This window comes from Staphylococcus durrellii, from assembly GCF_015594545.1.
GTDB classification, from domain to species: domain Bacteria; phylum Bacillota; class Bacilli; order Staphylococcales; family Staphylococcaceae; genus Staphylococcus; species Staphylococcus durrellii.
This window is the reverse complement of sequence record NZ_JADIIO010000001.1, coordinates 1,048,013-1,070,337: the sequence shown is the minus strand read 5'-3', so window position 1 is coordinate 1,070,337 and position 22,325 is coordinate 1,048,013. Positions and strand designations below refer to the sequence as shown.

Here is a 22,325-nt window from a genome sequence, read left to right as displayed (position 1 = left end):
CACAATACTGTCATACCTATAATGACACCTTTAACCATAAAAATACCCTTATTATCATGCCAAAAATATTTGAGCAATCAATAAGGGTAAACATTGAATAATTTAATAAAAATTATTTAATGTTTTTGCTATTATACATGTCTGCTAATGGTTTCATTTCGTTATAGAAGTTATCGAATTCTTTTAAGTCCATTTGTTGACCACTGTCACTTAAAGCAACTGATGGATCTGGGTGTACTTCAGCCATAATACCATCTGCTCCTACAGCTAACCCTGCTTTTGCGGTTGGTAACATAATATCTTTACGTCCTGTACTATGTGTTACGTCAACCATTACTGGTAAGTGTGTACCTTGTTTTAAAACTGGTACAGCAGAAATATCTAATGTATTTCTAGTTGCTTTTTCGTAAGTACGAATACCACGCTCACATAAAATAATGTTGTTATTACCTTGCGCTGCAATGTACTCAGCTGCAAAGATAAATTCTTCAACTGTAGCTGACATACCACGCTTTAATAGAATAGGTTTATTTGTACGTCCTGCTTCTTTAAGTAATTCAAAGTTTTGCATGTTACGTGCACCAATTTGGAATACATCTAAATACTCATCTGCAACTTCAAAATCAGCTGGATTTACAATTTCACTAACTACATTTAAATCATATTTGTCTTTTGTATTTTTAAGAATTTTTAGTCCTTCAACACCTAAACCTTGGAAGTCGTATGGAGAAGTACGTGGTTTAAATGCACCACCTCTAATGAACTTCTCTCCTTTTGCATGTAAATCAGCTGCTACAGCATCAACTTGTTCTTGGGACTCGACTGAACATGGCCCAAATACAAAAGATTTATTACCGTCACCGATAATACCACCATTATCAAATTGAACGATAGTATCTTCAGGTTTTAATTTTCTTGATACATATAAATGCTTTTCATTCTCTGATTTTTGTAAATCAGTAGAGGCTTTAAAAATTTCTTTAAATAATTGTTTAATAACATTATCATTAAACGGTCCCTCATTATTATCTAACAACACATTTATCATTTCTTTTTCACGTTGAGGGTCATATACAAGTGTGCCTTGTTTACGTTTTTCTTCCCCAATCTTTTGAGCTATTTTCCCTCTTTTAGATAATAGTTTTAGAATTTCATCGTTGATTTCAACAATTTCATCTCTGTATTCTTTTAATTTATCTGACATTTTATTCACCTCTATGAAAATATTTAAACTGTATACATTATTCTGCTTTAAAGCAGTAAAATATATATTGGAAATTATTGTAACAATATCTTATCGGAAGTTCAAGTGTAGATTTTTATTTTTGACTTCTACAATAGAATAACTACTATGATAACTGAATTTTCAGTCATTTACTAGAGATAATAATGCAACTTATGCAACATTTTATTATTTTAATTCTTTGATCATGTTTTTAGCAAAGATAATTACCTTCTCTAACTATATAACTTACGTTCGTAATCACACTTTTAATAATAAAAAAGACAAACCCAACTTAACTTCTAGGTTAGGCTTGTCTTTAATATCACCATTTATTATACAACAAGTTTATATTAATAATATATATTTACCTTAATCATTAAATGTTTTCTTGTCTATTTTACTTGAAGCTTTTTCGCCCGCACTTCTTTGAGTTGATCTATTTTTTTTATAATTTGTTTCTTTGGAAGATTCAACGTTATTTACATTGCTCTTTAGATTATTAGATGCCTTATCATGCACAATATGTCCATTTTTGAAGACTACTGTTTCATGTGTTTGATCTACGCGTTTTTCTGCAGCATCAGACGCTGAAGTACCTGACTTATCATCATCTTTATTATCTTTGTTTGCATTGTTTGATTGTTTTTCTTTATCCGATGATACCGATGCTGCACCAACTGCGCCACCCGCTGTTGCAGTACCAGCCGCTGCAGCTGCGGCAGCTTTCGAGTCAGTTAATTTAAAGTCGTTATCATTAACATTATCGTCTTTAGTCACTAGTTGCGGTACTGCACCTTCAAATTTACTACTTGATAAAGATTGTTCAGATTGTGATAATTTTTTAGTGTTTTGTGCAACCACACTATCATTATATAAAGCTTTGTGCTTTTCTTTTGCCGCACGAGCTAATCTATCTGCACTCACTTTGTTAATATCTTCATCGCTATATGATTTAGCTGCTACTGAATCATCACCCTGTTCTGAACTATCAACAGACGTATTATCTTGATCAGCATTACTAGCTACTGCACCTGCACTTACACCAGCAGTGCCACTAGCACCAATATTGTTACTATTTGTATCCTCATTTGATACTGAAGGGTCAGATAAATCATTTTCTGCTGATTCTTTTTGTATTGCCTTTTGTTGTGCAGACAATTCTTCATTAGAAGGCGTTCCTTCATTTGTTTGCTGTTGCTCACTAGAATCTTCTTTATTTGCAGCTAATCCTGCTGTAGTACCAGCACTTGCACCAACAGCAACACCACCTACAGTAGCTGTAGTATTAGATGTTAAACCTGTAGCATCACTTTTCGTTGGATCAGACAAATTATTTTCCGAAGCTTCTTCTTGAATAGCAGCTTTTTGAGCTGTAACTTCAGAATCACTTACTGAATCTTTAATATTATCGACTTCATTTTGAGCTTGCTGACGTTGTTCTTCAGATTGTTTAATAATACTCGATCTAAATTCACTCGTGCTTTGCTCATAAGCTTTATTACGTTTTGATTTAGTTGTAACTAACCCAATCGCTGTACCAATAACCGCACCAATTACAAATCCATAGACAAAGTTGCTTCTATCTTCATTATTATACTCTTCAGGAACTTCATAACGCTCAAGATTTCTTTCATAGTTATCACGATTATAATATGTCATAATGATTTCCTCCTATAGCAAATGCACTTAAATAAAGTAACAACCTCATTTAAGTGCATTTGTTTGTGTAAGTATATAAATTATTTATTCTCTACTCGAGTAGTATAGCTATGGTTTGCATTGTTTGCATTGTTTGCATCGTTTGCTACGCTACCAGTTTTGTAGTTTGCACTTTCTCTACGATTTCTTCTATTTTGCCATTTGTCAGCAATTTCCATTGCAACGTTTGACCATTGAACAACTTGAGAAATTTTGTCTTCATTTTGAGAGATATTGTGCGTAATAGAATTAGTTACGCGGTCAACTGAACCGTTTAATGTTTGAACTGAATCACCGATACCTTTAACAGCATCAACTACTGAGTTCAATCTTTCTGATTTACCTTGAATATCTTCAGTTAAACGATTAGCTTTATGAAGTAAATCAGTTGATTCACGTGTAATACCTTGAACTTGACCTTCCACTCCGTCAAGCGTCTTAGCTACGTGATCTAAGTTTTTCTTAACTGAAATTAAAACTACGACAATTCCAATTACTAAAATTAGAAATGCTACTGCCGCGATTATTCCAGCAATGGGTAAAATCCATTCCATCAAAAACGCCTCCTAATAAACATATGTTGTTATTTTATTTTAATACCCAACTTATTTTAACATAAACATATTAAAATTCGTTAACAACATCGAGATTTTCCATATATGCACGCTGAATTTTTTGTATATCACCAGCACCCATAAATAATACCACAGCATCACTATATTGTTCTAATAAATTAACACTTTCTTCGTCGATTAATTGTGCGCCATCTATACGTTTGAGCAAATCTTGTATAGTTAAATTACCAGAATTTTCTCTGATTGAACCAAATATTTCACATAAGAAAGTTTGGTCAGCTTTACTTAAACAATCAGCAAACTCCTGTAAAAAGGCTTTGGTTCTACTGAAAGTGTGTGGTTGGAAAACTGCGATGACCTCTTTATTTGGATATTTTTTTCTTGCTGTCTCAATTGTAGCACTAATTTCTCTTGGATGATGTGCATAATCATCAACAAGTACTTGATTTACTACTTTTGTTTCATTAAATCTTCTTTTCACTCCGCCAAATGTTTCTAAAGCTTCTTTAATGTTATTTATATCAAGTTTTTCTAAATAAGCGATAGTAATAACTGACAATGCATTTAGAATATTATGATCACCGTACTGTGGCGATAAGAACGTATCAAAAAACTTGTCATTAATATATACGTCAAATTTAGTACCCTGTTCACTAATTTGAATGTTATCAGCAAATACATCATCGTTTTTAGAAAAACCATAATAATAAATAGGTACATCTGCTTTAATACCACGTAAATGTGGGTCGTCTCCCCATGCAATAATCGCTTTTTTCACATTATGGGACATCTCTTGAAACGCGCTTACAACGTCATCAATGTCCTTAAAATAATCTGGATGATCAAAATCAATATTTGTCATAATTGCATAGTCTGGGTGATAACTTAAAAAATGTCGCTTATATTCACAAGCTTCAAAAGCAAAGTATTCACTCGCAGGAATACCTAATCCTGTACCGTCACCAATCAAGAATGAAGTCTTCTTATCTCCATTCATAACATGAGATAACAAACCTGTAGTTGATGTTTTACCATGAGCACCCGTCACTGCTACTGAAGTATATTGGTCTATAACATGGCCTAAGAAATCATGGTAACGAATAACTTCTAATTTTAATTCATGTGACTTAACAATTTCTTCGTGCGTATCAGGGAATGCATTGCCTTGGACTACTACCATGTCTTCTTTAATATTGTTCGCATCAAAAGGTAAAATTGAAATACCTTTATTTTTCAGTGCTACTTCTGTAAAAACATAGCTTTCAATGTCAGAACCTTGTACTTCATTTCCAAGATCGTGCATTATTTGTGCTAGCGAACTCATCCCAGCACCTTTTATACCGACAAAATGATAATGTGTCATATAAACACTCCCTTTTTATTTATTTAATTCATTTAAATCAGTTTCGGTTAGATAAACATCTCTAGGTTTAGAACCATTAGATTCTGAAATATAACCGAGTTGTTCTAATTGATCAACGATTCTTGCTGCACGATTATACCCTATTTGGAAATGTCTTTGTATTAATGAAGTTGAAATATGACCTTCTTGGACCATAAATACACATACATCATTAAATAAATCATCTTGTGGTGCGTTTTCTGTTTTTTTAATTAATTCTTGTTCCTCAAAAAGGTATTCAGGATCTCTTTGTTGTTTAACAAAGTCAACAACGTCATCTATTTCTTCATCAGAGACAAATGTACCTTGTACTCGAATTGGTTTATTCATACCACTTCCTAAGTACAACATATCGCCATAACCTAGTAATCGTTCTGCACCACCACTATCTAAAATTGTTCTTGAATCCACGCTAGATGATACCATAAATGCGATTCTAGTTGGGATATTGGCCTTAATAAGTCCAGTAATAACATTCACCGATGGTCGTTGAGTAGCTACTAACATATGAATACCACATGCACGTGCTTTTTGCGCAATACGAGCTATAGATTGTTCGACATCTTGTGGTGCCATCATCATTAGATCAGCTAATTCATCAATAACTATAACAATTTTAGGCATTCTATCCTCATAATTTGCTTTTTTATTGAAAGCTGTAATATTACGTACATGATATTTGGCAAATAATTTATAGCGTCGTTCCATTTCATCTACTGCCCATTTTAAACTTTGCGTTGCCGCTTTAACGTCAGTAATTACTGGGGAAACTAGATGAGGTAAATCATTATATGGTGCTAATTCTACCATTTTAGGATCGATAAGTAATAATTTTAACTCTTCTGGATGATTTTTATAGATAAGAGATAATAAAATACTATTAATACAAACTGATTTACCAGAACCAGTAGCTCCAGCAATAAGTGCATGAGGGGTTTTCGCAATATCCATTAATAACGGCTTGTTATTAATTCGATACCCCATAGCAACGGTTAATTTAGATTCGGTATTTTTAAATTCTTCCGTATCAATAATTGACCTAATATTTACTTTTGTAGACGATTGGTTAGGTACTTCTATACCCACTAAACTGGTTCCAGGTATTGGTGCTTCGATACGTATATCTTTGGCTGCTAAAGCCATTTTTATATCATCTTGTAGGGCAGTAATCCTAGATACTTTGACACCTTTTTCTACTGACAACTCGAAACGTGTAACGCTTGGCCCTTCAGTAACAGATTGAACTTCTGCAGGTACATTAAAATAATAAAATGCATCATTTAATTCCTGTTTCTTTTCATCAATCCAACTATCATCAATTTCATGTTCTTCAGGTGCATCTAATAAAGAAACATCCGGTAATTTCAGACTTGGACCTCTTCGTATTGTTCTTGTTTCATTAATTTGAGACTCATTTGTACTATTAATTTCATTATTAATATGATTGTTAAACGTAGTCTCATTATGATCTGTCTGTAATTCGTTTGTCCCCTTAACAATATTGTCAGAATTTGTTTCTACATCACTATTATTTAATGAATCTAATGATTCATTAGTGTCCTCAGTCGCTGTAATATGAGTATTAATTTCGTCATTATTTGAAACATCACGGTATTCTGGCGCTTGTATATCCTTACTAGTAGTTGTATGAGCTACTTCTGGTTCTATATTAGACATGTTCATATTTTTAGACTTACGTGTATCCATCATACGTTTTTTGTCTGATGGAGTCATAACAACATTAAAAGGTTTCGCATTTTTTTTAATTGAAGGTTTATTCACTTTATTAGTAGAGTTATTATTTATTTGCGCATCACTCTGACGTTTTTCACTTTCAGTGTGCGTTTCAGACACACTCGTGTCGTTAGAATAAGTATCAGATGTCTCATTTTTACTATTATTCTCTTCAGTCACATCAGATCGAGCACCTTGTACTGTGCCATTGTCAAAATCCTGCTTATTATTGCCTTCAGATAAATCATCATCAAAAGTATTATCCTCTGCAACATTACTTAGTTCAGTTAATTCACGATATTGCGCATCGTCTATTCCCGATTCTTCTGAACTATCTATGCTATTATCAGTTTGACTCGTAGTGTCTTCATTATTTTGTTCTGTTACATCTGGCACATCAATCGTGTTAAGTGATTCAGTTTCGTCTGTACTTACTTCTACATCTTCATCTTGTACAGTATGTACATCACTAACATTATTTAAATCGACTTCTTCATATTTAAAGTGATTACTGTCTTCGTTTTTATTAAGCGATACATTTGCTTCCTCATTTTGGTTATCATGATCTTCTACTGTATCATCATTTGATGTCTGTTTATAATTATCACTCAGTGAACTATCTCCAATGTATTGTTGTGCTTGTTTAGCATACATTTCATCGATTGCCTTTTGAATATTATCTTTTTCAACGTCATCTTGATCTTTTCTTTTTTCTTGCAATGCTTTTTTAAATTGACGTTTTTTTAATACTTTACGTTCTCTTTCTCTTCTTATTTCTTCAACGATTTGAGAAGCATAAAAATTATTAATATTAATAGTATTGTCTTTTTTTGCTGCTTTTGGCATTTCATTATCTATATGAACGTCATTTTCTGTATTAGTAGCATTTATACCATCATCTTTTTTTTCTGAAGCAATATCAGTTTTAGTTTCTTCTAAGTCTGATGCGTATTTAAAATTATCAGCTGTCGCTTCTTGTTGCGTTGTATTTTGTTGATGGTCATCATCGATAGGGTCCGCTTCATCATTTGTTGGTATTACACCATTCTTTAACTGCCGTCTCTTTTTAGTACCAAATATCGCAGAAGGTATTTGTGTTGCTTTAAAATCAGAATTTTGTAGCGTATTTTCACTTTTATTAGCAGCAGATTGAGTTTTTAATACCTCAGTCTGTATTCTAACGCGTGATTTTTTAGTATGGGATGGCTCCTCATACTGTGATGAATTACTATTTTTAGTTTGATGTTGCTTACTTTGACGAACATCCTCGCGACGTCTTCTGTGACGCTTATTATCCACCTGCTTATATACTTGAGATTCATCTCTATAACCATAAGTATCATCATTTGAATGATTGTCGTTTTGATCTACATTGTTATCATGTTGTTTAGATTCTTCAATCACATGCATTGGAAATCTGAATTTACCTCTAGGGCGATCATATACATCATTATTCTGAGGAAGTAATGTGTCTTGCTCATCACTTTGGTTAGCTTTTTGACGACGTTTATTTCTGTTATTTAGATAGTCTTCATTTGAGTCTTTCTCTTCTCCAAATAATTTGTCGAACCAGCTCATATTGACATTACCTCCTAATTTTATTCAAAAAACGGTTGCCCTATTTCGTACTCATCTGACAATACCATAATACCTTTTTCTTGTGGCGCATTGGGTAAATTAAGTTCTTTCATTGAACATACCATACCACTAGATGCAACGCCTCTTAATGCTGCATCTTTAATGACCATACCACTAGGCATCACGGCACCAACTTTAGCTATAACAACTTTTTGTCCGGCTTCTACATTTGGGGCACCACAAACAATTTGTAAAGTGTCCTTACCTATATCAACAGATAATACACTTAATTTATCAGCATCGGGATGCTTATCTTTAGTCTTGACATAGCCTACGACAAATTTGGGTGATAAATCAGCATCTAATTCATGTGCAAATCCTGCTTTGTTTATCGCCTGATTGAGTTTGTTAACAACTTCATCTGTTAATTTAACGTGCCCATTGCCGTCAATATTAACAATACTAGACGCATTAAAGATGTTGTAGCCCACTACTTCATCATCAGTAGTAATTTGTACAATATCGCCTCTAATTTCATAATTGAAAGGCCCCTCTTGAGGAACAATTTGTAAAAAGGCAACGTCACCTACTTTTTCTTTATTATAAAATAGATTCATAAAATTAATTCTCCTTATTCTTTATCTTTATTTTCATATTCTTTACGTGTCGCTTCTAATCTTTGAATAACATTTGGGTCTCTTTTTTGTTTATTATTTTTACCTAATATAAATATAGGTTCTAAGTGACCACTTTCATATCCAAATGATAATGATGTTATCGGTACTAGACCTTTAGTAAAGAATTCCATTGTTAAATGTGCCATCACATCATAACCCGTTTTGTTTCTTATATCCGCAATAATTAAGACGTCTTGGTGTGGTATAGCCACTAACATTTCGCCTTCACATTGTTTTTCAAATTCATTTAAATAACTTGTATTTAATATTCTACTGGCATCATAACCATCATTTGAATTTATAAAGTAAAAGATATTACCTTTAACTTCATCAGTAGTATATGAATTCGTTAGCTTTCTAACGTTAAATAATGCCATTTCTTTCAATTGTTGTTGCGTAACATTAAGCTGTTCTAACATAGTTTCATCAATTAAGCGATACGATTTGCCTAAATCTAGCGCATAATAAATATTAGTTTCTGCAGTGTGTGGTTCAATAACAAATGGATTACCCTCTTTGTCTTCTTTGTCGAAACTAGGAGAACGTAATACGGGCATCACTTGAATATCTTCTAATTCAGATACAGAGGTATCTTTCATCTGCCCTATTGCTTCTTCTACGTAGTATACGATTTCTTCTATTATTTTATCATTTTGTTGTTTGTATTTAGCTACAATTGAATTAAGTTTAATCGTAACGCCTTTACCATTGTCTGTTCTATATATCCGTAAAGTCTCATCTTCACGATTAAAATTAAATTTAACATCTAAATGTTCTAAACGTGATTTTAACTTATCTCTCATTAGAAATACATTCATAAGTTAACACTCCTAATTTAATGCCTTCATATATTTTACAATAAATATACCCTTAGGAACAGAAAAAATATGTGTTCTAAGGGTATAGTTTTATAACTTTTATAGTCTAACATACAACTACTACATTTTATAATGAAGCTAAGAAATCATCTATTTGTTCTATTGATTTTCGTTCTTTACCTATATAGCTACCTAGTTGATCGCCATTTTTGTATACTAAGAAACTAGGAATACCCATTATTCCATGATCAATACAAATATCCAAAAACTGATCTCTATCAACAGATATAAATTGATAGTTTGCATATTTCTCTTCTAACTGTGGTAAGTCCGGTTCAATCACTTTACAGTCTGGACACCAATCCGCAGTAAATAAAAATACTGTTTGTTGTTTTTTTAAATCTTCAAATTGTTGTTCATTAGTTAATTTTTCCATTATTCCACCTCATTCATTATTGATATTGTAGTTGTTCAATTTTATGATTATTTATATTTTCGATACATTTTGATAATAATGTCCGTGCCGCTTCGTAATCTCGATAATCAAAAATAGTGTTTGTACTATGGATATATCTTGCACAAACACCTATAACGGCAGTTGGCACACCTTCGTTAGCTTTGTGGATTTCTCCCCCATCAGTGCCGCCTGGGGAGATATAGTATTGATGATTTATATCATAATTTGTAGCTATATCTAACAAGTAGTCTCTAAATGTTGGCTTTAAAATCATCGTACCGTCTTTAATTCTAATTAAAGTCCCCTGGCCTAATGCGCCAGATAATTCATTCTTACCTTTCATATCATTAGCAGGAGAACAATCCACTACGAAAGCTACATCAGGTTTAATTAATTCTGTAGCAGCTTTAGCACCTCTCAAACCAACTTCTTCTTGAACATTAGCACCAACGTATAAATCGACATCTAATTCTACATCTTTTAATAATTCTAATAATTCTATGCCAATTAAACAACCATATCGATTATCCCATGCTTTACTACCATATCTATACTCTGATAGTTGAGTAAAAGGTGTATCAGGAACGATAGAATCACCTATTTCGATATTTTTAGCTCTCACTTCTTCAGCAGATTCGCAACCGATATCTAATAGCAAATCCTCTATTTTAGGTGCACCTTCTGCACCTGTTCTAAAGTGTTTAGGGATATTCGATACTATTCCCGTAATTTCTTCACCCGATCTTGATTTAACTTTTAACCGTTGTGCTTGCCATATATCAGAAGCTACACCGCCCAAATTGGTAAACTTGAGCATGCCATTGTCGGTAATACTTGTTATCATAAAGCCAACTTCATCCATATGAGCAGCCACCATCACACGTTTACTATTACTTTTTTTAGATTTTTTCACGCCATAAATACCGCCCATACGATCAAATACAAAATCATCTACATAAGGCGTAAGTTGTTCTTTGATATAATTTTTAACATCACTTTCAAAACCTGGCGCGCCATGTAATTCAGTTAAAGTTTTCATTCGTTCTAAAGTCTTATTTTTGTCAATTTGCACTTTCATTCACTCCTTAATAGTTATTATATCATTCGCATTGTGATAAACTAATATTATGATTATTTGGGGGTATTTAAATATGATAAACAAAAAATCATGGCTTATTTTTATATCTGTTATCGCTATTTTACTTATAAGTTGTCTTTTTGTAGTCAATAAATTATTAACACAGAAATTTATTAACCCTAATAAAGTTTTGAATGAAGTTAAGACGTACTTTATGCATGTAGTCGGTTCTTATATACTAGAAGAACCAATGACTCATCAAAAAGACAATACAATTTATAATGTTTATCGTGGAGGCATCACTACTTTTAATAATGATCGTTTTACGTATTATGATTTTTACGTCGATGCCAAAACAGGTGCGGTTATAGATATCATCGAAAATGAATTTGAGGTAACGACATAGTCATTACCTCTTTTTATTTGCGTTTAATTGAGTCAACAATGCTTTGCGTATCATGTGTATCATATTTAACCGCGAAATAATTCTCGTCATGGTAGAATAAAAACCAATAACCATGATGAATAAAGTATGGCGTTAATCTTTCTTTTTCTCGAATAGATTGCATTGGATAATCATCATAAGCTGTTACCCATAATGGATTAGTATGTGCATTTGTCGGCATGATATCACCCATATGCACAGCTTTCTCATCGTCACTCTCGATCGTGACAATAGCATGCCCAAAACTATGTCCTCCGGTGTGGTAAACTTTTATTCCAGGATAGACTTCAATTTCTTTGTCAAATAAAATCAAGTTTTTTTGGAAACTACCATTGTTTTTCGCCCAATAAGTTGATTTACTTCTAATATTTGGACTTTGAAACTCATGCCATTCATCTTGCTGTATATAATGCGTAGCATTTTTAAATACGACATCACCATCTTTTGTAGTCAAACCACAAGCGTGATCAAAATGCATGTGAGTCATAACCACTGCATCAATATCATCCAATGTAAAGTTTAAATCTGCTAAATCTGAAGTGATATCACTTTCATAATCTACGCCAAAATTTCTTTTTTGTTTTTCTGTTAATTTATCTTTCCCCATACCAGTATCAATGAGAATAAGTGAATCCTTAGTTTGAATTAAAATAGGATATGTAGGTAAAGCGATTTGATTTTTATTATTCACATTGTATTTTTTGGTCCATAAAGGTTTGGGTACTACACCGAACATAGCACCACCATCTATATTGGTAATACCCCCGTTTAATTGGTGAATATTAAAATGACCTAATTTCATATTTAGCCTCCTATTATAAATTTCTATATAATTACATTATACGCATTTATATATATAATTTACATTTTTAGATATTGAAGCGTCTGAGTTGATGATTCAAATTAAAGCCATAAAATTAGTTTGAATTCTTTTAGGAACTACATTCCTAATTAACAACTAGTATGATTGATCTCATTTTCCTAAAGGAGCATATAGCTCGTTTCCCTCATAATATAACGGCTGTTTTAAATTTCACTTGAAGTCCTATTCAATGAATAAACAGAGACAAATCTAGCATTAATTTTGACTCATTGCCATTACTCATAAGAAAGTGTGTAACATAACGAGCTATACATTTCATAAAAACAAAGAAAACGTCAATTGCTAAATTATTTCATTAGCAATTGACGTTTACGGTTTAGCCAAAAATATTTATGTCTCTGACTCGTGCTTATTTATGAAATCTAGCTTCCATTCTATATATACGGGAGCCTTTATCAGAAAATTTTCTTTCATACTCAGTTTCGATATTACCTTCTTGGTCCTCTTGGTGTAAATTTAAATTAATTTTAGTGAAGTACATACCAAATTGAGACATGCTCTCTAAACTGTATGCAAACAAGCCTCTATTATCTGTTTTAAAATGGATTTCTCCATCTTCTATTAAAATTGTCTTATACAAACTTAAGAAAGTAGAATAAGTTAATCTTCTTTTTGTATGTCTTCTTTTAGGCCAAGGGTCTGAAAAGTTTAAAAAGATACGCGTTACTTCACTAGACTTAAAGAAGTCTGTTAATTCTCCTGCATCGTTACATATCAATTTTATATTTTTAAGTTCTTGCTGTAGCACTTTGTCTAAAATTTTAACCATCACATTTTTTTCTCGTTCGATTGCAACAAAATTTATGTCAGGGTTGTTTTTTGCCATAGTTGTTATAAATTGTCCCATACCTGAACCTACTTCGATGTAAATAGGTTGTTCATTATCAAACCATTGCGTAATTTTACCGTTATGACTTCCGTCTATATCAACTATATTGGGATAAGATTTCAGGTAATCTTCTGCCCAAGGCTTATATCGCATTCTCATTATTTTACTCCTTAAATAAACGCGTTGTGTTCCATTACTTCGTTTAAAAACTTAAGCCACGTATTCATATCTTTATATCTCTTTTGCTCTTCATACCATTGAATCATACCGATTGATTGGATCACGGTATACCATTTCATACGTTTCTGTAAGTTAAATGTATCTTTAACCCCATATGTTTCTAGCCATTCAGGCCATTGATTTTCAACTACGTAGTTATAGAGCAACATACCTAAATCAATCGCAGGGTCGGCAATCATTGCGCCCTCCCAGTCTACCAAATATAATTCATCATGATCTGATAGCAACCAATTATTATGGTTAACGTCACCATGTACAACAGTAAAGAAACGAGCGTCCAAATTAGGCATATGTTCTTCCAAATAGGTAAGGGCTTTTCTAATTACATGATGTGTTAATACTTCTCTAGATAAGGAAGCATTAATTTTACGAAGCATAATGTCTGGAGTAATAGGCTCCATTTCCATTCTTTTCAACATATTTAGTAAAGTCTTTGAATTATGTATTTTATTTAATAAGTGCGCAACTCTTTTTTGGTGCATCTCTTTAAAAGAAAGCTCTCTTCCATTTTTCCAATGCTGTGCAGTTACTACTTCTCCCGTTTCAATTCGTTTCGTCCATACTAATTTTGGTACGATTCCTTCGGCAGATAATGCTGCTATAAATGGGTTTGAATTACGCTTTAAAAATAACTTTTGCCCATCTTGTTCAGCCATATACGCTTCGCCAGAAGCACCGCCTGCTGAATCAAGCGTCCACCCTAATTGATAAAACTGCTCCACTACGTTCACCTCACTTTCAAAAAAAGAAAAAGGCCTCTAGAAAACCTATTTTTCAAGAGCCATATAATAAATGTGAAACAAAAATATAAGTTTAATAATTGTAATATTAAATCTAAAACTAGATTTAATTGTCCCATCACAATTTTAGTAATTTAAAACATCACAATACTAATATGCTATTAATATGGTGATGTTTTAAATCACTTCACTTAAAAAAGAACGCTACACTTAACTTAATTGGAATTTTCAGCTCATAAAAGATTTTATAATGATTACGGCTTTATTTCAACCAAAAATGATAAACAAATAGTCACATTTTACTTCTGATGTATTAATTGATTCTTAAAATATCGTCAGTTGAAATTATACCACAATTTCAACTGACATTTTATAGTTTTATCTATTTATTTCTTGTGCAATTTCTTCGTTATTTTCAATAAAATTAGTAAAACCTTCTTGTAACTTTTTAGTGATAGGTCCTACTTGGCCATTTCCAACATTTTCACCATTTAACTTTACAACTGGCATAACTTCTATTGAAGTACTAGAAACTATGACTTCATCAGCTTGTTTTAAAAAGTCGATAGTAAACTCTTCTTCTTTAAATGGAATTTGATTTACTTCTGCAATTTCTTTAATAACCTTACGTGTAATACCATTTAAAATTAAGTTATTGATTGGGTGTGTATATATAGCCCCATCCTTAATTGCATAAGCGTTACTAGAAGAGCCTTCAGTAACTATTTCCCCTCTATGTTGAATAGCTTCTTGTGCATTATATTTAGTCGCATATTCTTTAGCTAGTACATTACCTAGTAGATTTAAACTTTTAATATCACATCTCAACCAGCGAATATCTTCAGTCGTAATCGCATTTATACCTTCTTCTAAATTCTTATAGGGTCTATCATATGATTTAGTGAAGCCAGTAATCATTGCCTTTACCGATGGAGTAGGGAAAGCATGATCTCTAGGTGCAACCCCTCTTGTTACTTGGATATAAACGCCGCCAGTCACAACTTTATTTGCTGAAATTAATTCTTGCACAAGTTCTATTAGTCCATCAATAGTATAATTTAATTCTAAACCAATTTCGTTTGCACTTCTTAATAATCTTTCAAAGTGAGAACGTGCTGTGAACAATCTATTGTTGTATACACGCACGTATTCATATATACCGTCTCCAAAATTGTAGCCTCTATCGTTAAATGGTACGTTAGCTTCATTTTCTTCAACAAGTCGTTCACTAATTAATATTTTTGTCATAGTTTATCCCTCCACACATAATGTATATAAGGCTTCTAAATAGATACTAGTAGCATTTAATAATTGCTTTTTGGAAATGTATTCATTTTTCTGATGCATCAGGTCTTCTGAGTCTTCAAACATAGCGCCAAATGCTACACCTTTATCAAGATTTCGGGCATAAGTCCCGCCACCTATAGTATAAGGTTCAGTATTATCGCCCGTTTGGTTTCTATATGCTTGAACTAATTTTTGAACAAATGGGTCGTTTTTATCTACGTAATGAGGAACTTGATTTTTACCTAAATTTAATTTAAAGCCTAGTTCATTAACTTCTTCAGCAAATCTATTCATTGCTTTATCATATTCAAAACCTTCAGGATAACGTAAATTAATACCAAACTTCCCACCGTTTTGATTGTCATATTTAATGACACCCATATTTGTAGTAACGTCACCCATACTATCAGTATGGAATTTCATACCCATTTTTTCGCCAAAGTGTGAATTAAATAAATATTGTTCGCTAAACTTAACAAAATTTGCAGCCGTTTTATCCAACTTAAGTTGAAACAAGAAGTGTAATAAATAAAGGCCTGCATTGATTCCGATAGAAGGATCCATACCATGTACAGCTTTACCTTTTACTCTAAGTTCCAATATGCCACTATCAACAGTACTGCTACCTTCTAAATTGTTATCCACTAAAAATTGTTCGAAATTTTGGATAACATCAGTCATATTTTCTTTAACTAATACTTTAGCTAAAGCATCATCTGGAACCATGTTATATCGTTGGCCAGATTCAAATGAATATAACTCATAATCAGGTTCATCAATGTCCTCTGCTTTTTCTTCTTGAACTACATCAAAGACACTAATTCCTTTTTCACCATGTATTGCTGGGAACTCTGCATCAGGCGCGATACCTAGAGTAGGCATTTCTTCTGTTTTAAAATAACGCTCCGTACATAACCAATCAGATTCTTCATCTGTTCCGACAATAATATGTATTCTTCTTTTCCAATCGACGTTCATATCATTTAAAATTTTAACTGCATAATATGCTGCTATCGTGGGTCCTTTATCATCTAACGTGCCACGAGCAATAATTTTATCTGATGTAACAACTGGATCAAATGGTTTTGAGTCCCAGCCATCTCCTGCTGGTACAACATCGACGTGACATAAGATGCCGAATATTTCGTCACCTTGCCCAGCTTCAATACGTCCGGCTATGTGATCAACATCATGTGTGCTAAAACCATCTCGTTCAGCAATTTCATACATGTAATCTAAAGCTTTTCTTGGACCTGGTCCTACAGGGAAGTCTTCAGAAGCTTTTTCATCATCTCTAACGCTTTCTATTGATAATAATCCTTTCAAATCATCAATGATCTGACTTTCATACTCAAGTACTTTTTCTTTCCACATAAATGATCACTTCTTTCTTTAAAACTAATTAAACTCCATTTTACATGATGTTACCACTAAACTACAGTCAGATGACAGAATTTATCAAAAATTTATCTGTTATAGTTTTTCAAAAAACAGTTGCACAGCTATATTAGTATAAATCTGCTTTCTGTCTTAATTTTGAAATAAAATAGGCTTAATTCGATTATAATCGAATTAAGCCTATGAATAAAAAGCATTATTTATTTTTATTGTTTTTCAATTCTTCTTCAGTTACTACGCGTAAGTTATTATTTGGGTTACTTGGGCCTTCATCATCAAAACGTCCTTCTTGAATTTCTTCTGAAGTTTCACCTTTTTCACCTTTAAAGTGCGCTTTTTGTTCATTTAAAAATCCTTTTGGATCTTCTTTTACCTTATTAGCATAGCCTTTCGGATCTTCTTTCACTTCATTGAAAGTTTCACTAGCTTTACCACTTATTTGGCTAGCAAATTCTTTTGCGTTTTGCTTATATGATTCAGGATTAGACTTATATTTATTATATTCTTTTTTTAGCTTTTCTCTATTATCTTTATTAGATAATACGACAGCTGCTAAAGCTCCACCGATTCCTATAACTGCTTTAAATAATTTTGCCATATCAAATTCACACCTCTTCGTTTATTTTATACCCAATAATTTAAAGTCATTTAGGGTTAATTGACGATAATCACCTGACTCTAAATGGGCATCGAGTTCTAAGTCGCCAATTTTCACACGTTTAAGCGCCAATACTTCATTGTTTATTGCATGAAACATGCGCTTAACTTGATGATACCTTCCTTCATGAATAGTTACAAATGATTTACATTCATCATCTACAACTTCTAATAATGCAGGTTTGGTTAATCCATCATGTAATTCTATACCCTTTTTAAATGAATCTATATCATTTTTTGTAATAGAATTTTTAGAAATCACTTCATAAGTTTTAGGTACATGTTTCGATGGGTTCATTAATTGGTGATTAAAATCTCCATCATTAGTAATCAATAACAGGCCTTCTGTATCTTTGTCCAATCTGCCGACTGGAAAAATATTAATATGATTATAGTCTTTAATCAAATCAATAACTGTTGGGTGTTGGTCGTCTACTGTGGCAGATACGTAGCCTTTTGGCTTATTGAGCATTAAATATATTTTGTCGATATATTCAACCAACTCTCCTTCAAAATAAATTTTATCAATGGCTTCATTAATATCTTTTTTAGGCGACTTTTCAATTTTATCATTGACGGTCACCTTACCTTTTTTTAGGAAAGTTTTCACCTCAGTACGCGAACCAATACCCATGTTTGCTAAAAACTTATCTAATCTCATTTTATAATCCCTAACTTGCGACGAATTTTGTTCGGCAAGTCACCTAAAAATTCATCAGCTAAATGTGTTTTCATTGTAATGACACCATATACTAACATACCTACAACTACACCAATTATTACGATAATAAGTGAACCTAATTTAGATTCTGGTGAGATTACGAGTTGTATTAAATAATAAGAGATTTCAACTGCAATCATCATAATAAAGCCATATAAGAATATTTTACTAAAATGTAACCACGTTTCTGTAAAATTGAAATGTGCATATTTTTTTAAAATGATAAAGTTACAAATAATAGCAAACAATAATGCAATGGCTGTACTTAATATAGCGCCAGCCGTGTGGAATGTATAAATCAATGGCGTATTTAATATAATTTTAATTATTACTGCAATGATAATTACAAAGACAGTTAATTTTTGTTTATCAATACCTTGTAACATAGAAGCCGTTACACTTAATAATGCGATAAGAATTGCTACTGGTGCGTAATAAAACAATAACTGACCGCCATCAGTATTATAGCTATAAAACACATTATATAGAGGCAACGATAATGCCATTATACCTAAACTAGCTGGAACTGTTATAAACATCAACACGCCTAGTGAAGCACGAATTTGTCTGTGCATTTCATTTATTTGACCAGCGGCAAAAGTTTTAGTAATGAATGGAATTAAACTAACAGCAAAACCAGATGCCAATGATGTCGGTATCATAACAATTTTATTCGTTGTCATATTTAATATTGAGAAAAAGTAGTCATGCATTTTTTGCGGCACGCCAGCTATATCTAACGCATTATTGTGAGTAAACTGGTCTACCATATTAAATAATGGAAAATTCAAACTGACAATAACAAAGGGAATACTATAAGATAAAATCTCTTTATACATTTTTCGATATGGTACATCGATATTTGTAGTGTCTGAAGCCACCATTTTATCTATATTTGGTTTTCTTTTAATCCAGTAGTACCAAAGTGTTAAAATACCTACTATTGCACCAACTGCTGCAGCAAAAGTTGCTATACCATTGGCGAATAATACGGATCCATTAAAGACATTTAATACTAGGTAACTACCTACTAAGATAAAGATAACTCTCGCAACTTGTTCAGTAACCTCTGATACTGCCGTTGGTCCCATGGATTTATAACCTTGGAAAACACCTCTCCAAGTCGCTAATAATGGAATGAAAATAACCACGACACTGATAATGCGTATTATCCATGTAATATCTGCTACGGACCATCCACCTTTAACGCCATTTTCTCGTGCTAACGTTATTGATGCTATATTTGGTGCTAAAAAGTATAATATCGCAAAACCTATAACACCCATTATTGTCATAACGATAAAACTCGACTTATATAACTTCTGGCTGACCTTATAAGCACCTAATGCATTATACTTTGATACATACTTAGATGCTGCTAAAGGGACACCTGCTGTTGCTACTGCTATCGCAATATTGTATGGTTGATAAGCGTAGTTAAACGGCGCTAAATTTTCTTCTCCTCCCACAATTGCGTAGAATGGAATGATAAATAGGACACCTAACACTTTAGTAATCAAAATACTAAGAGTAATCAGGAAGGTGCCTCGAACCAATTCTTTACTTTCACTCATTTGTATCTTCCTATCTCGAATTTAATTTAATAATAGTAAACTTTATCATAACGTGCTGTATACATTTTTTCAAAACAATATTAATATAACATAGCTATAAAAATTAGTCTTATAAATATATATTACACTAGTATGCGCTTAGGCACATATTCTAGTTATGTATATTTTAAAATTTACGCGTATTTCTTTATGTACCTTAAAAATTTTAATTAAAAGTTGGCAATAAGTAAAGATATATTATAATTTATATAATGTTACTAATGTAAATTTAAGACTAGACATTAAAATATTTACACAACAAATCAATACAATTAATTTCAAATTTATATTTAAAATTGAAAAAACTAATGGAGGTATAATAATGTACCAAACTATTATTATCGGGGGCGGCCCTAGTGGTTTAATGGCAACAGTAGCAGCCAGTCATGAAAATAACAATGTATTATTAATTGAAAAGAAAAAAGGTTTAGGACGCAAACTAAAAATTTCAGGCGGTGGACGCTGCAACGTTACGAATAGGTTACCTTATGAAGAAATTATTAAAAACATTCCTGGAAATGGAAAATTTTTATATAGTCCCTTTTCAATCTTTGACAATGAGTCTATTATAAACTTCTTCGAAAGTAGAGACGTAAAATTAAAAGAAGAAGATCACGGTAGAATGTTTCCAATTTCTAATAAAGCCCAAGACGTTGTTGATGCTTTAGTAAACACTTTAAAGCAAAACGATGTTCGTGTACTAGAAGAAACAACAGTAACTGCTATAACATTAGAACAAGATAAAACATATACAGTAACTATAGATAATCAACATACATACCAAACACATTCAATCGTTATTGCAACTGGCGGTACGAGCGTGCCACAAACTGGTTCTACAGGTGATGGCTATAAATTCGCAGAAGCATTGGGTCACTCCATTACGGAACTTTTCCCTACTGAAGTACCGATTACTTCACCAGAACCTTTTATCAAGGCAAAAGAATTAAAAGGCTTAAGCCTTAAAGACGTCGCGTTAAGTGTCTTAAAAAAGAATGGCAATACACGCATTACGCATCAAATGGATATGATATTCACTCATTTTGGTGTAAGTGGCCCTGCCGCATTACGATGTAGTCAATTTGTTTATAAAGAACAAAAAAACCAAAAGAAACAAGATATTTATATGCAGTTAGATGTGTTTCCAGAATTAAATCACGATAAAGTTGAACAAAAAATTAGAGCGTTGCTTAAAGATACTCCTCATAAAGTCATTAAAAATAGTTTACATGGGTTAATCGAAGAGCGTTACTTACTATTTATATTAAAACAAGCTGAAATTGATAATGATTTAACTTCGCATCACCTTTCAAACGCTAAAATAAATGAACTAGTAAATTTATTTAAAGGTTTCAAATTTATAGTTAATGGGACTTTACCTATTGATAAAGCGTTCGTTACTGGGGGTGGCGTGTCATTAAAAGAAATACACCCTAAGTCTATGATGTCTAAAGTCAGTAATGGCCTATTTTTATGTGGAGAAGTACTTGATATTCATGGCTATACTGGAGGCTACAATATTACAAGTGCACTCGTTACAGGTCATGTTGCGGGTACATCTGCCGGACAATTTATAAAAGAAAAATCACCCCAATCATAAAACAGAGATACATGTGTCTAAGACATAAAATCTAAATTAATAGCCCTTAAATAATTGCTGATGTGCAATTATTTAAGGGCTATTGTTGTCTCGATGCTTCGTATCGCTTTACTCATTTGTGGCGCGCATGTAATTAATCTTGCTACCTAAAAAGCAAGCCATACAAAAATAAATATCAACACAACGAAACTAGAGTAAAGAAATACATATAAACATTTATGGCAAAACTCTTTAGTTACAGGAAAAGCCAAAGACTACAGGATGAGGCTATTCACTAAGAAAAGAATATTATTTACAAAAAACCGACTAACGCGTTTGATTAGCCGGTCAATGACAAAAAATTCCACTACAATTAAATGCTGTCGACCTCTAAGCCTTCATCACCCCATGCATCCATGCCACCTTCGACGTTAACTACATTGACACCATTTTCTTCTAAATAATGACCTGCTCGCTCACTTCTCATTCCAGCTTTGCATACAAGATAATAAGTTTCATTTTCGTTAAAATAACCAAGATTTGATGGGATTTCATTCATTGGTATCGTTTTAGCACCTGGAATTACTCCCATCGCCGTTTCTTCCTTAGTTCTTACATCAACAATATTAATTGGGTTAGAATCGACAATTTTTTCTTTTAATTCATCTACTGTAATAGACTCCATTAATAA

The 22,325-nt window shown here is 32.5% G+C and carries 20 protein-coding genes; 2 read left to right on the top strand and 18 right to left on the bottom strand.

Annotation, left to right across the window (positions count from 1 at the left end; genetic code table 11):
- Positions 1-112: 112 nt before the first annotated feature.
- The 9 genes from ISP02_RS05225 to ISP02_RS05185 all read right to left on the bottom strand — a co-directional run bounded on the left by ISP02_RS05225 (position 113) and on the right by ISP02_RS05185 (position 11,236).
- The gene (locus tag ISP02_RS05225) at positions 113-1,204 is read right to left on the bottom strand and encodes a bifunctional 3-deoxy-7-phosphoheptulonate synthase/chorismate mutase (RefSeq protein WP_195720535.1); all 1,092 of its coding nucleotides are present in this window, start codon (positions 1,202-1,204) and stop codon (positions 113-115) included.
- 390 nt (positions 1,205-1,594) lie between these two features.
- Positions 1,595-2,884 carry a YtxH domain-containing protein gene (locus tag ISP02_RS05220; protein WP_195720534.1) on the bottom strand — a complete coding sequence of 430 codons (1,290 nt, stop codon included), beginning with the start codon at positions 2,882-2,884 and terminating at the stop codon, positions 1,595-1,597.
- 80 nt (positions 2,885-2,964) lie between these two features.
- Positions 2,965-3,477 (bottom strand): DUF948 domain-containing protein, encoded by a 513-nt coding sequence (locus tag ISP02_RS05215; RefSeq protein WP_195720533.1) that lies wholly within the window; start codon positions 3,475-3,477, stop codon positions 2,965-2,967.
- Positions 3,478-3,547: 70 nt separating this feature from the next.
- A complete protein-coding gene (gene murC / locus ISP02_RS05210; RefSeq protein ID WP_195720532.1) occupies positions 3,548-4,861 on the bottom strand; it encodes a UDP-N-acetylmuramate--L-alanine ligase in 1,314 nt (437 codons plus the stop codon).
- A gap of 15 nt (positions 4,862-4,876) precedes the next feature.
- A complete protein-coding gene (locus ISP02_RS05205) occupies positions 4,877-8,212 on the bottom strand; it encodes a DNA translocase FtsK (protein ID WP_195720531.1) in 3,336 nt (1,111 codons plus the stop codon).
- Between the two features lie 20 nt (positions 8,213-8,232).
- Positions 8,233-8,829 (bottom strand): YtpR family tRNA-binding protein, encoded by a 597-nt coding sequence (gene ytpR / locus ISP02_RS05200; RefSeq protein ID WP_195720530.1) that lies wholly within the window; start codon positions 8,827-8,829, stop codon positions 8,233-8,235.
- 14 nt (positions 8,830-8,843) lie between these two features.
- Complete coding sequence (locus tag ISP02_RS05195) at positions 8,844-9,707, bottom strand: DUF1444 domain-containing protein (protein WP_195720529.1); 864 nt, start codon at positions 9,705-9,707, stop codon at positions 8,844-8,846.
- A gap of 127 nt (positions 9,708-9,834) precedes the next feature.
- On the bottom strand, positions 9,835-10,143 hold the full coding sequence (locus ISP02_RS05190; RefSeq protein WP_195720528.1) for a thioredoxin family protein: 309 nt from the start codon (positions 10,141-10,143) through the stop codon (positions 9,835-9,837).
- Positions 10,144-10,159: 16 nt separating this feature from the next.
- A complete protein-coding gene (locus ISP02_RS05185) occupies positions 10,160-11,236 on the bottom strand; it encodes a M42 family metallopeptidase (protein ID WP_195720527.1) in 1,077 nt (358 codons plus the stop codon).
- A 79-nt stretch (positions 11,237-11,315) separates the two neighbouring features.
- Here ISP02_RS05185 and ISP02_RS05180 point away from each other — a divergent pair, with 79 nt between their 5' ends.
- A complete protein-coding gene (locus ISP02_RS05180) occupies positions 11,316-11,648 on the top strand; it encodes a PepSY domain-containing protein (protein WP_195720526.1) in 333 nt (110 codons plus the stop codon).
- 13 nt (positions 11,649-11,661) lie between these two features.
- Here the strand turns inward: ISP02_RS05180 and ISP02_RS05175 are convergent, their stop codons facing one another.
- The 8 genes from ISP02_RS05175 to ISP02_RS05140 form a co-directional block, all read right to left on the bottom strand.
- Positions 11,662-12,489 carry a YtnP family quorum-quenching lactonase gene (locus ISP02_RS05175; RefSeq protein ID WP_195720525.1) on the bottom strand — a complete coding sequence of 276 codons (828 nt, stop codon included), beginning with the start codon at positions 12,487-12,489 and terminating at the stop codon, positions 11,662-11,664.
- Between the two features lie 430 nt (positions 12,490-12,919).
- The gene (gene trmB, locus ISP02_RS05170; RefSeq protein ID WP_195720524.1) at positions 12,920-13,558 is read right to left on the bottom strand and encodes a tRNA (guanosine(46)-N7)-methyltransferase TrmB; all 639 of its coding nucleotides are present in this window, start codon (positions 13,556-13,558) and stop codon (positions 12,920-12,922) included.
- 11 nt (positions 13,559-13,569) lie between these two features.
- Complete coding sequence (locus tag ISP02_RS05165) at positions 13,570-14,361, bottom strand: phosphotransferase family protein (protein WP_195720523.1); 792 nt, start codon at positions 14,359-14,361, stop codon at positions 13,570-13,572.
- Positions 14,362-14,757: 396 nt separating this feature from the next.
- A complete protein-coding gene (gene dat, locus ISP02_RS05160; protein WP_195720522.1) occupies positions 14,758-15,627 on the bottom strand; it encodes a D-amino-acid transaminase in 870 nt (289 codons plus the stop codon).
- Between the two features lie 3 nt (positions 15,628-15,630).
- Positions 15,631-17,040 (bottom strand): dipeptidase PepV, encoded by a 1,410-nt coding sequence (pepV, locus tag ISP02_RS05155; protein WP_195720521.1) that lies wholly within the window; start codon positions 17,038-17,040, stop codon positions 15,631-15,633.
- A gap of 220 nt (positions 17,041-17,260) precedes the next feature.
- Positions 17,261-17,662, bottom strand: a complete 402-nt coding sequence (locus ISP02_RS05150) for a YtxH domain-containing protein (protein WP_195720520.1) — start codon at positions 17,660-17,662, stop codon at positions 17,261-17,263.
- A gap of 21 nt (positions 17,663-17,683) precedes the next feature.
- Positions 17,684-18,382, bottom strand: coding sequence for a pseudouridine synthase (locus ISP02_RS05145; protein WP_195720519.1), 699 nt, complete (start codon positions 18,380-18,382; stop codon positions 17,684-17,686).
- Positions 18,379-20,016 (bottom strand): putative polysaccharide biosynthesis protein, encoded by a 1,638-nt coding sequence (locus ISP02_RS05140; RefSeq protein ID WP_195720518.1) that lies wholly within the window; start codon positions 20,014-20,016, stop codon positions 18,379-18,381. Before ISP02_RS05140 ends, ISP02_RS05145 begins: the two co-directional genes overlap by 4 nt.
- 361 nt (positions 20,017-20,377) lie before the next feature.
- Between ISP02_RS05140 and ISP02_RS05135 the strand changes: the two genes are divergently transcribed.
- Entirely contained in the window at positions 20,378-21,655 is a 1,278-nt protein-coding gene (locus ISP02_RS05135; RefSeq protein ID WP_195720517.1) for a BaiN/RdsA family NAD(P)/FAD-dependent oxidoreductase, read from the top strand.
- A 352-nt stretch (positions 21,656-22,007) separates the two neighbouring features.
- On the opposite strand, the gene ISP02_RS05130 is transcribed toward ISP02_RS05135, so the two are convergent.
- Positions 22,008-22,319, bottom strand: a complete 312-nt coding sequence (locus ISP02_RS05130; protein WP_195720516.1) for a rhodanese-like domain-containing protein — start codon at positions 22,317-22,319, stop codon at positions 22,008-22,010.
- Positions 22,320-22,325 lie beyond the last annotated feature (6 nt).

Bases quoted from the DNA above. Each gene is read 5' to 3' on its own strand.
- ISP02_RS05130 (WP_195720516.1), bottom strand. From the start codon at position 22,319: ATGGAGTCTATTACAGTAGATGAATTAAAAGAAAAAATTGTCGATTCT.
- ISP02_RS05220 (WP_195720534.1), bottom strand. From the start codon at position 2,884: ATGACATATTATAATCGTGATAACTATGAAAGAAATCTTGAGCGTTAT.
- ISP02_RS05175 (WP_195720525.1), bottom strand. From the start codon at position 12,489: ATGAAATTAGGTCATTTTAATATTCACCAATTAAACGGGGGTATTACC.
- murC (WP_195720532.1), bottom strand. From the start codon at position 4,861: ATGACACATTATCATTTTGTCGGTATAAAAGGTGCTGGGATGAGTTCG.
- ISP02_RS05180 (WP_195720526.1), top strand. From the start codon at position 11,316: ATGATAAACAAAAAATCATGGCTTATTTTTATATCTGTTATCGCTATT.
- ISP02_RS05135 (WP_195720517.1), top strand. From the start codon at position 20,378: ATGTACCAAACTATTATTATCGGGGGCGGCCCTAGTGGTTTAATGGCA.
- ISP02_RS05190 (WP_195720528.1), bottom strand. From the start codon at position 10,143: ATGGAAAAATTAACTAATGAACAACAATTTGAAGATTTAAAAAAACAA.
- pepV (WP_195720521.1), bottom strand. From the start codon at position 17,040: ATGTGGAAAGAAAAAGTACTTGAGTATGAAAGTCAGATCATTGATGAT.
- ISP02_RS05140 (WP_195720518.1), bottom strand. From the start codon at position 20,016: ATGAGTGAAAGTAAAGAATTGGTTCGAGGCACCTTCCTGATTACTCTT.
- ISP02_RS05145 (WP_195720519.1), bottom strand. From the start codon at position 18,382: ATGAGATTAGATAAGTTTTTAGCAAACATGGGTATTGGTTCGCGTACT.
- ISP02_RS05150 (WP_195720520.1), bottom strand. From the start codon at position 17,662: ATGGCAAAATTATTTAAAGCAGTTATAGGAATCGGTGGAGCTTTAGCA.
- trmB (WP_195720524.1), bottom strand. From the start codon at position 13,558: ATGAGAATGCGATATAAGCCTTGGGCAGAAGATTACCTGAAATCTTAT.
- ISP02_RS05215 (WP_195720533.1), bottom strand. From the start codon at position 3,477: ATGGAATGGATTTTACCCATTGCTGGAATAATCGCGGCAGTAGCATTT.
- ISP02_RS05225 (WP_195720535.1), bottom strand. From the start codon at position 1,204: ATGTCAGATAAATTAAAAGAATACAGAGATGAAATTGTTGAAATCAAC.
- dat (WP_195720522.1), bottom strand. From the start codon at position 15,627: ATGACAAAAATATTAATTAGTGAACGACTTGTTGAAGAAAATGAAGCT.
- ytpR (WP_195720530.1), bottom strand. From the start codon at position 8,829: ATGAATCTATTTTATAATAAAGAAAAAGTAGGTGACGTTGCCTTTTTA.
- ISP02_RS05205 (WP_195720531.1), bottom strand. From the start codon at position 8,212: ATGAGCTGGTTCGACAAATTATTTGGAGAAGAGAAAGACTCAAATGAA.
- ISP02_RS05195 (WP_195720529.1), bottom strand. From the start codon at position 9,707: ATGAATGTATTTCTAATGAGAGATAAGTTAAAATCACGTTTAGAACAT.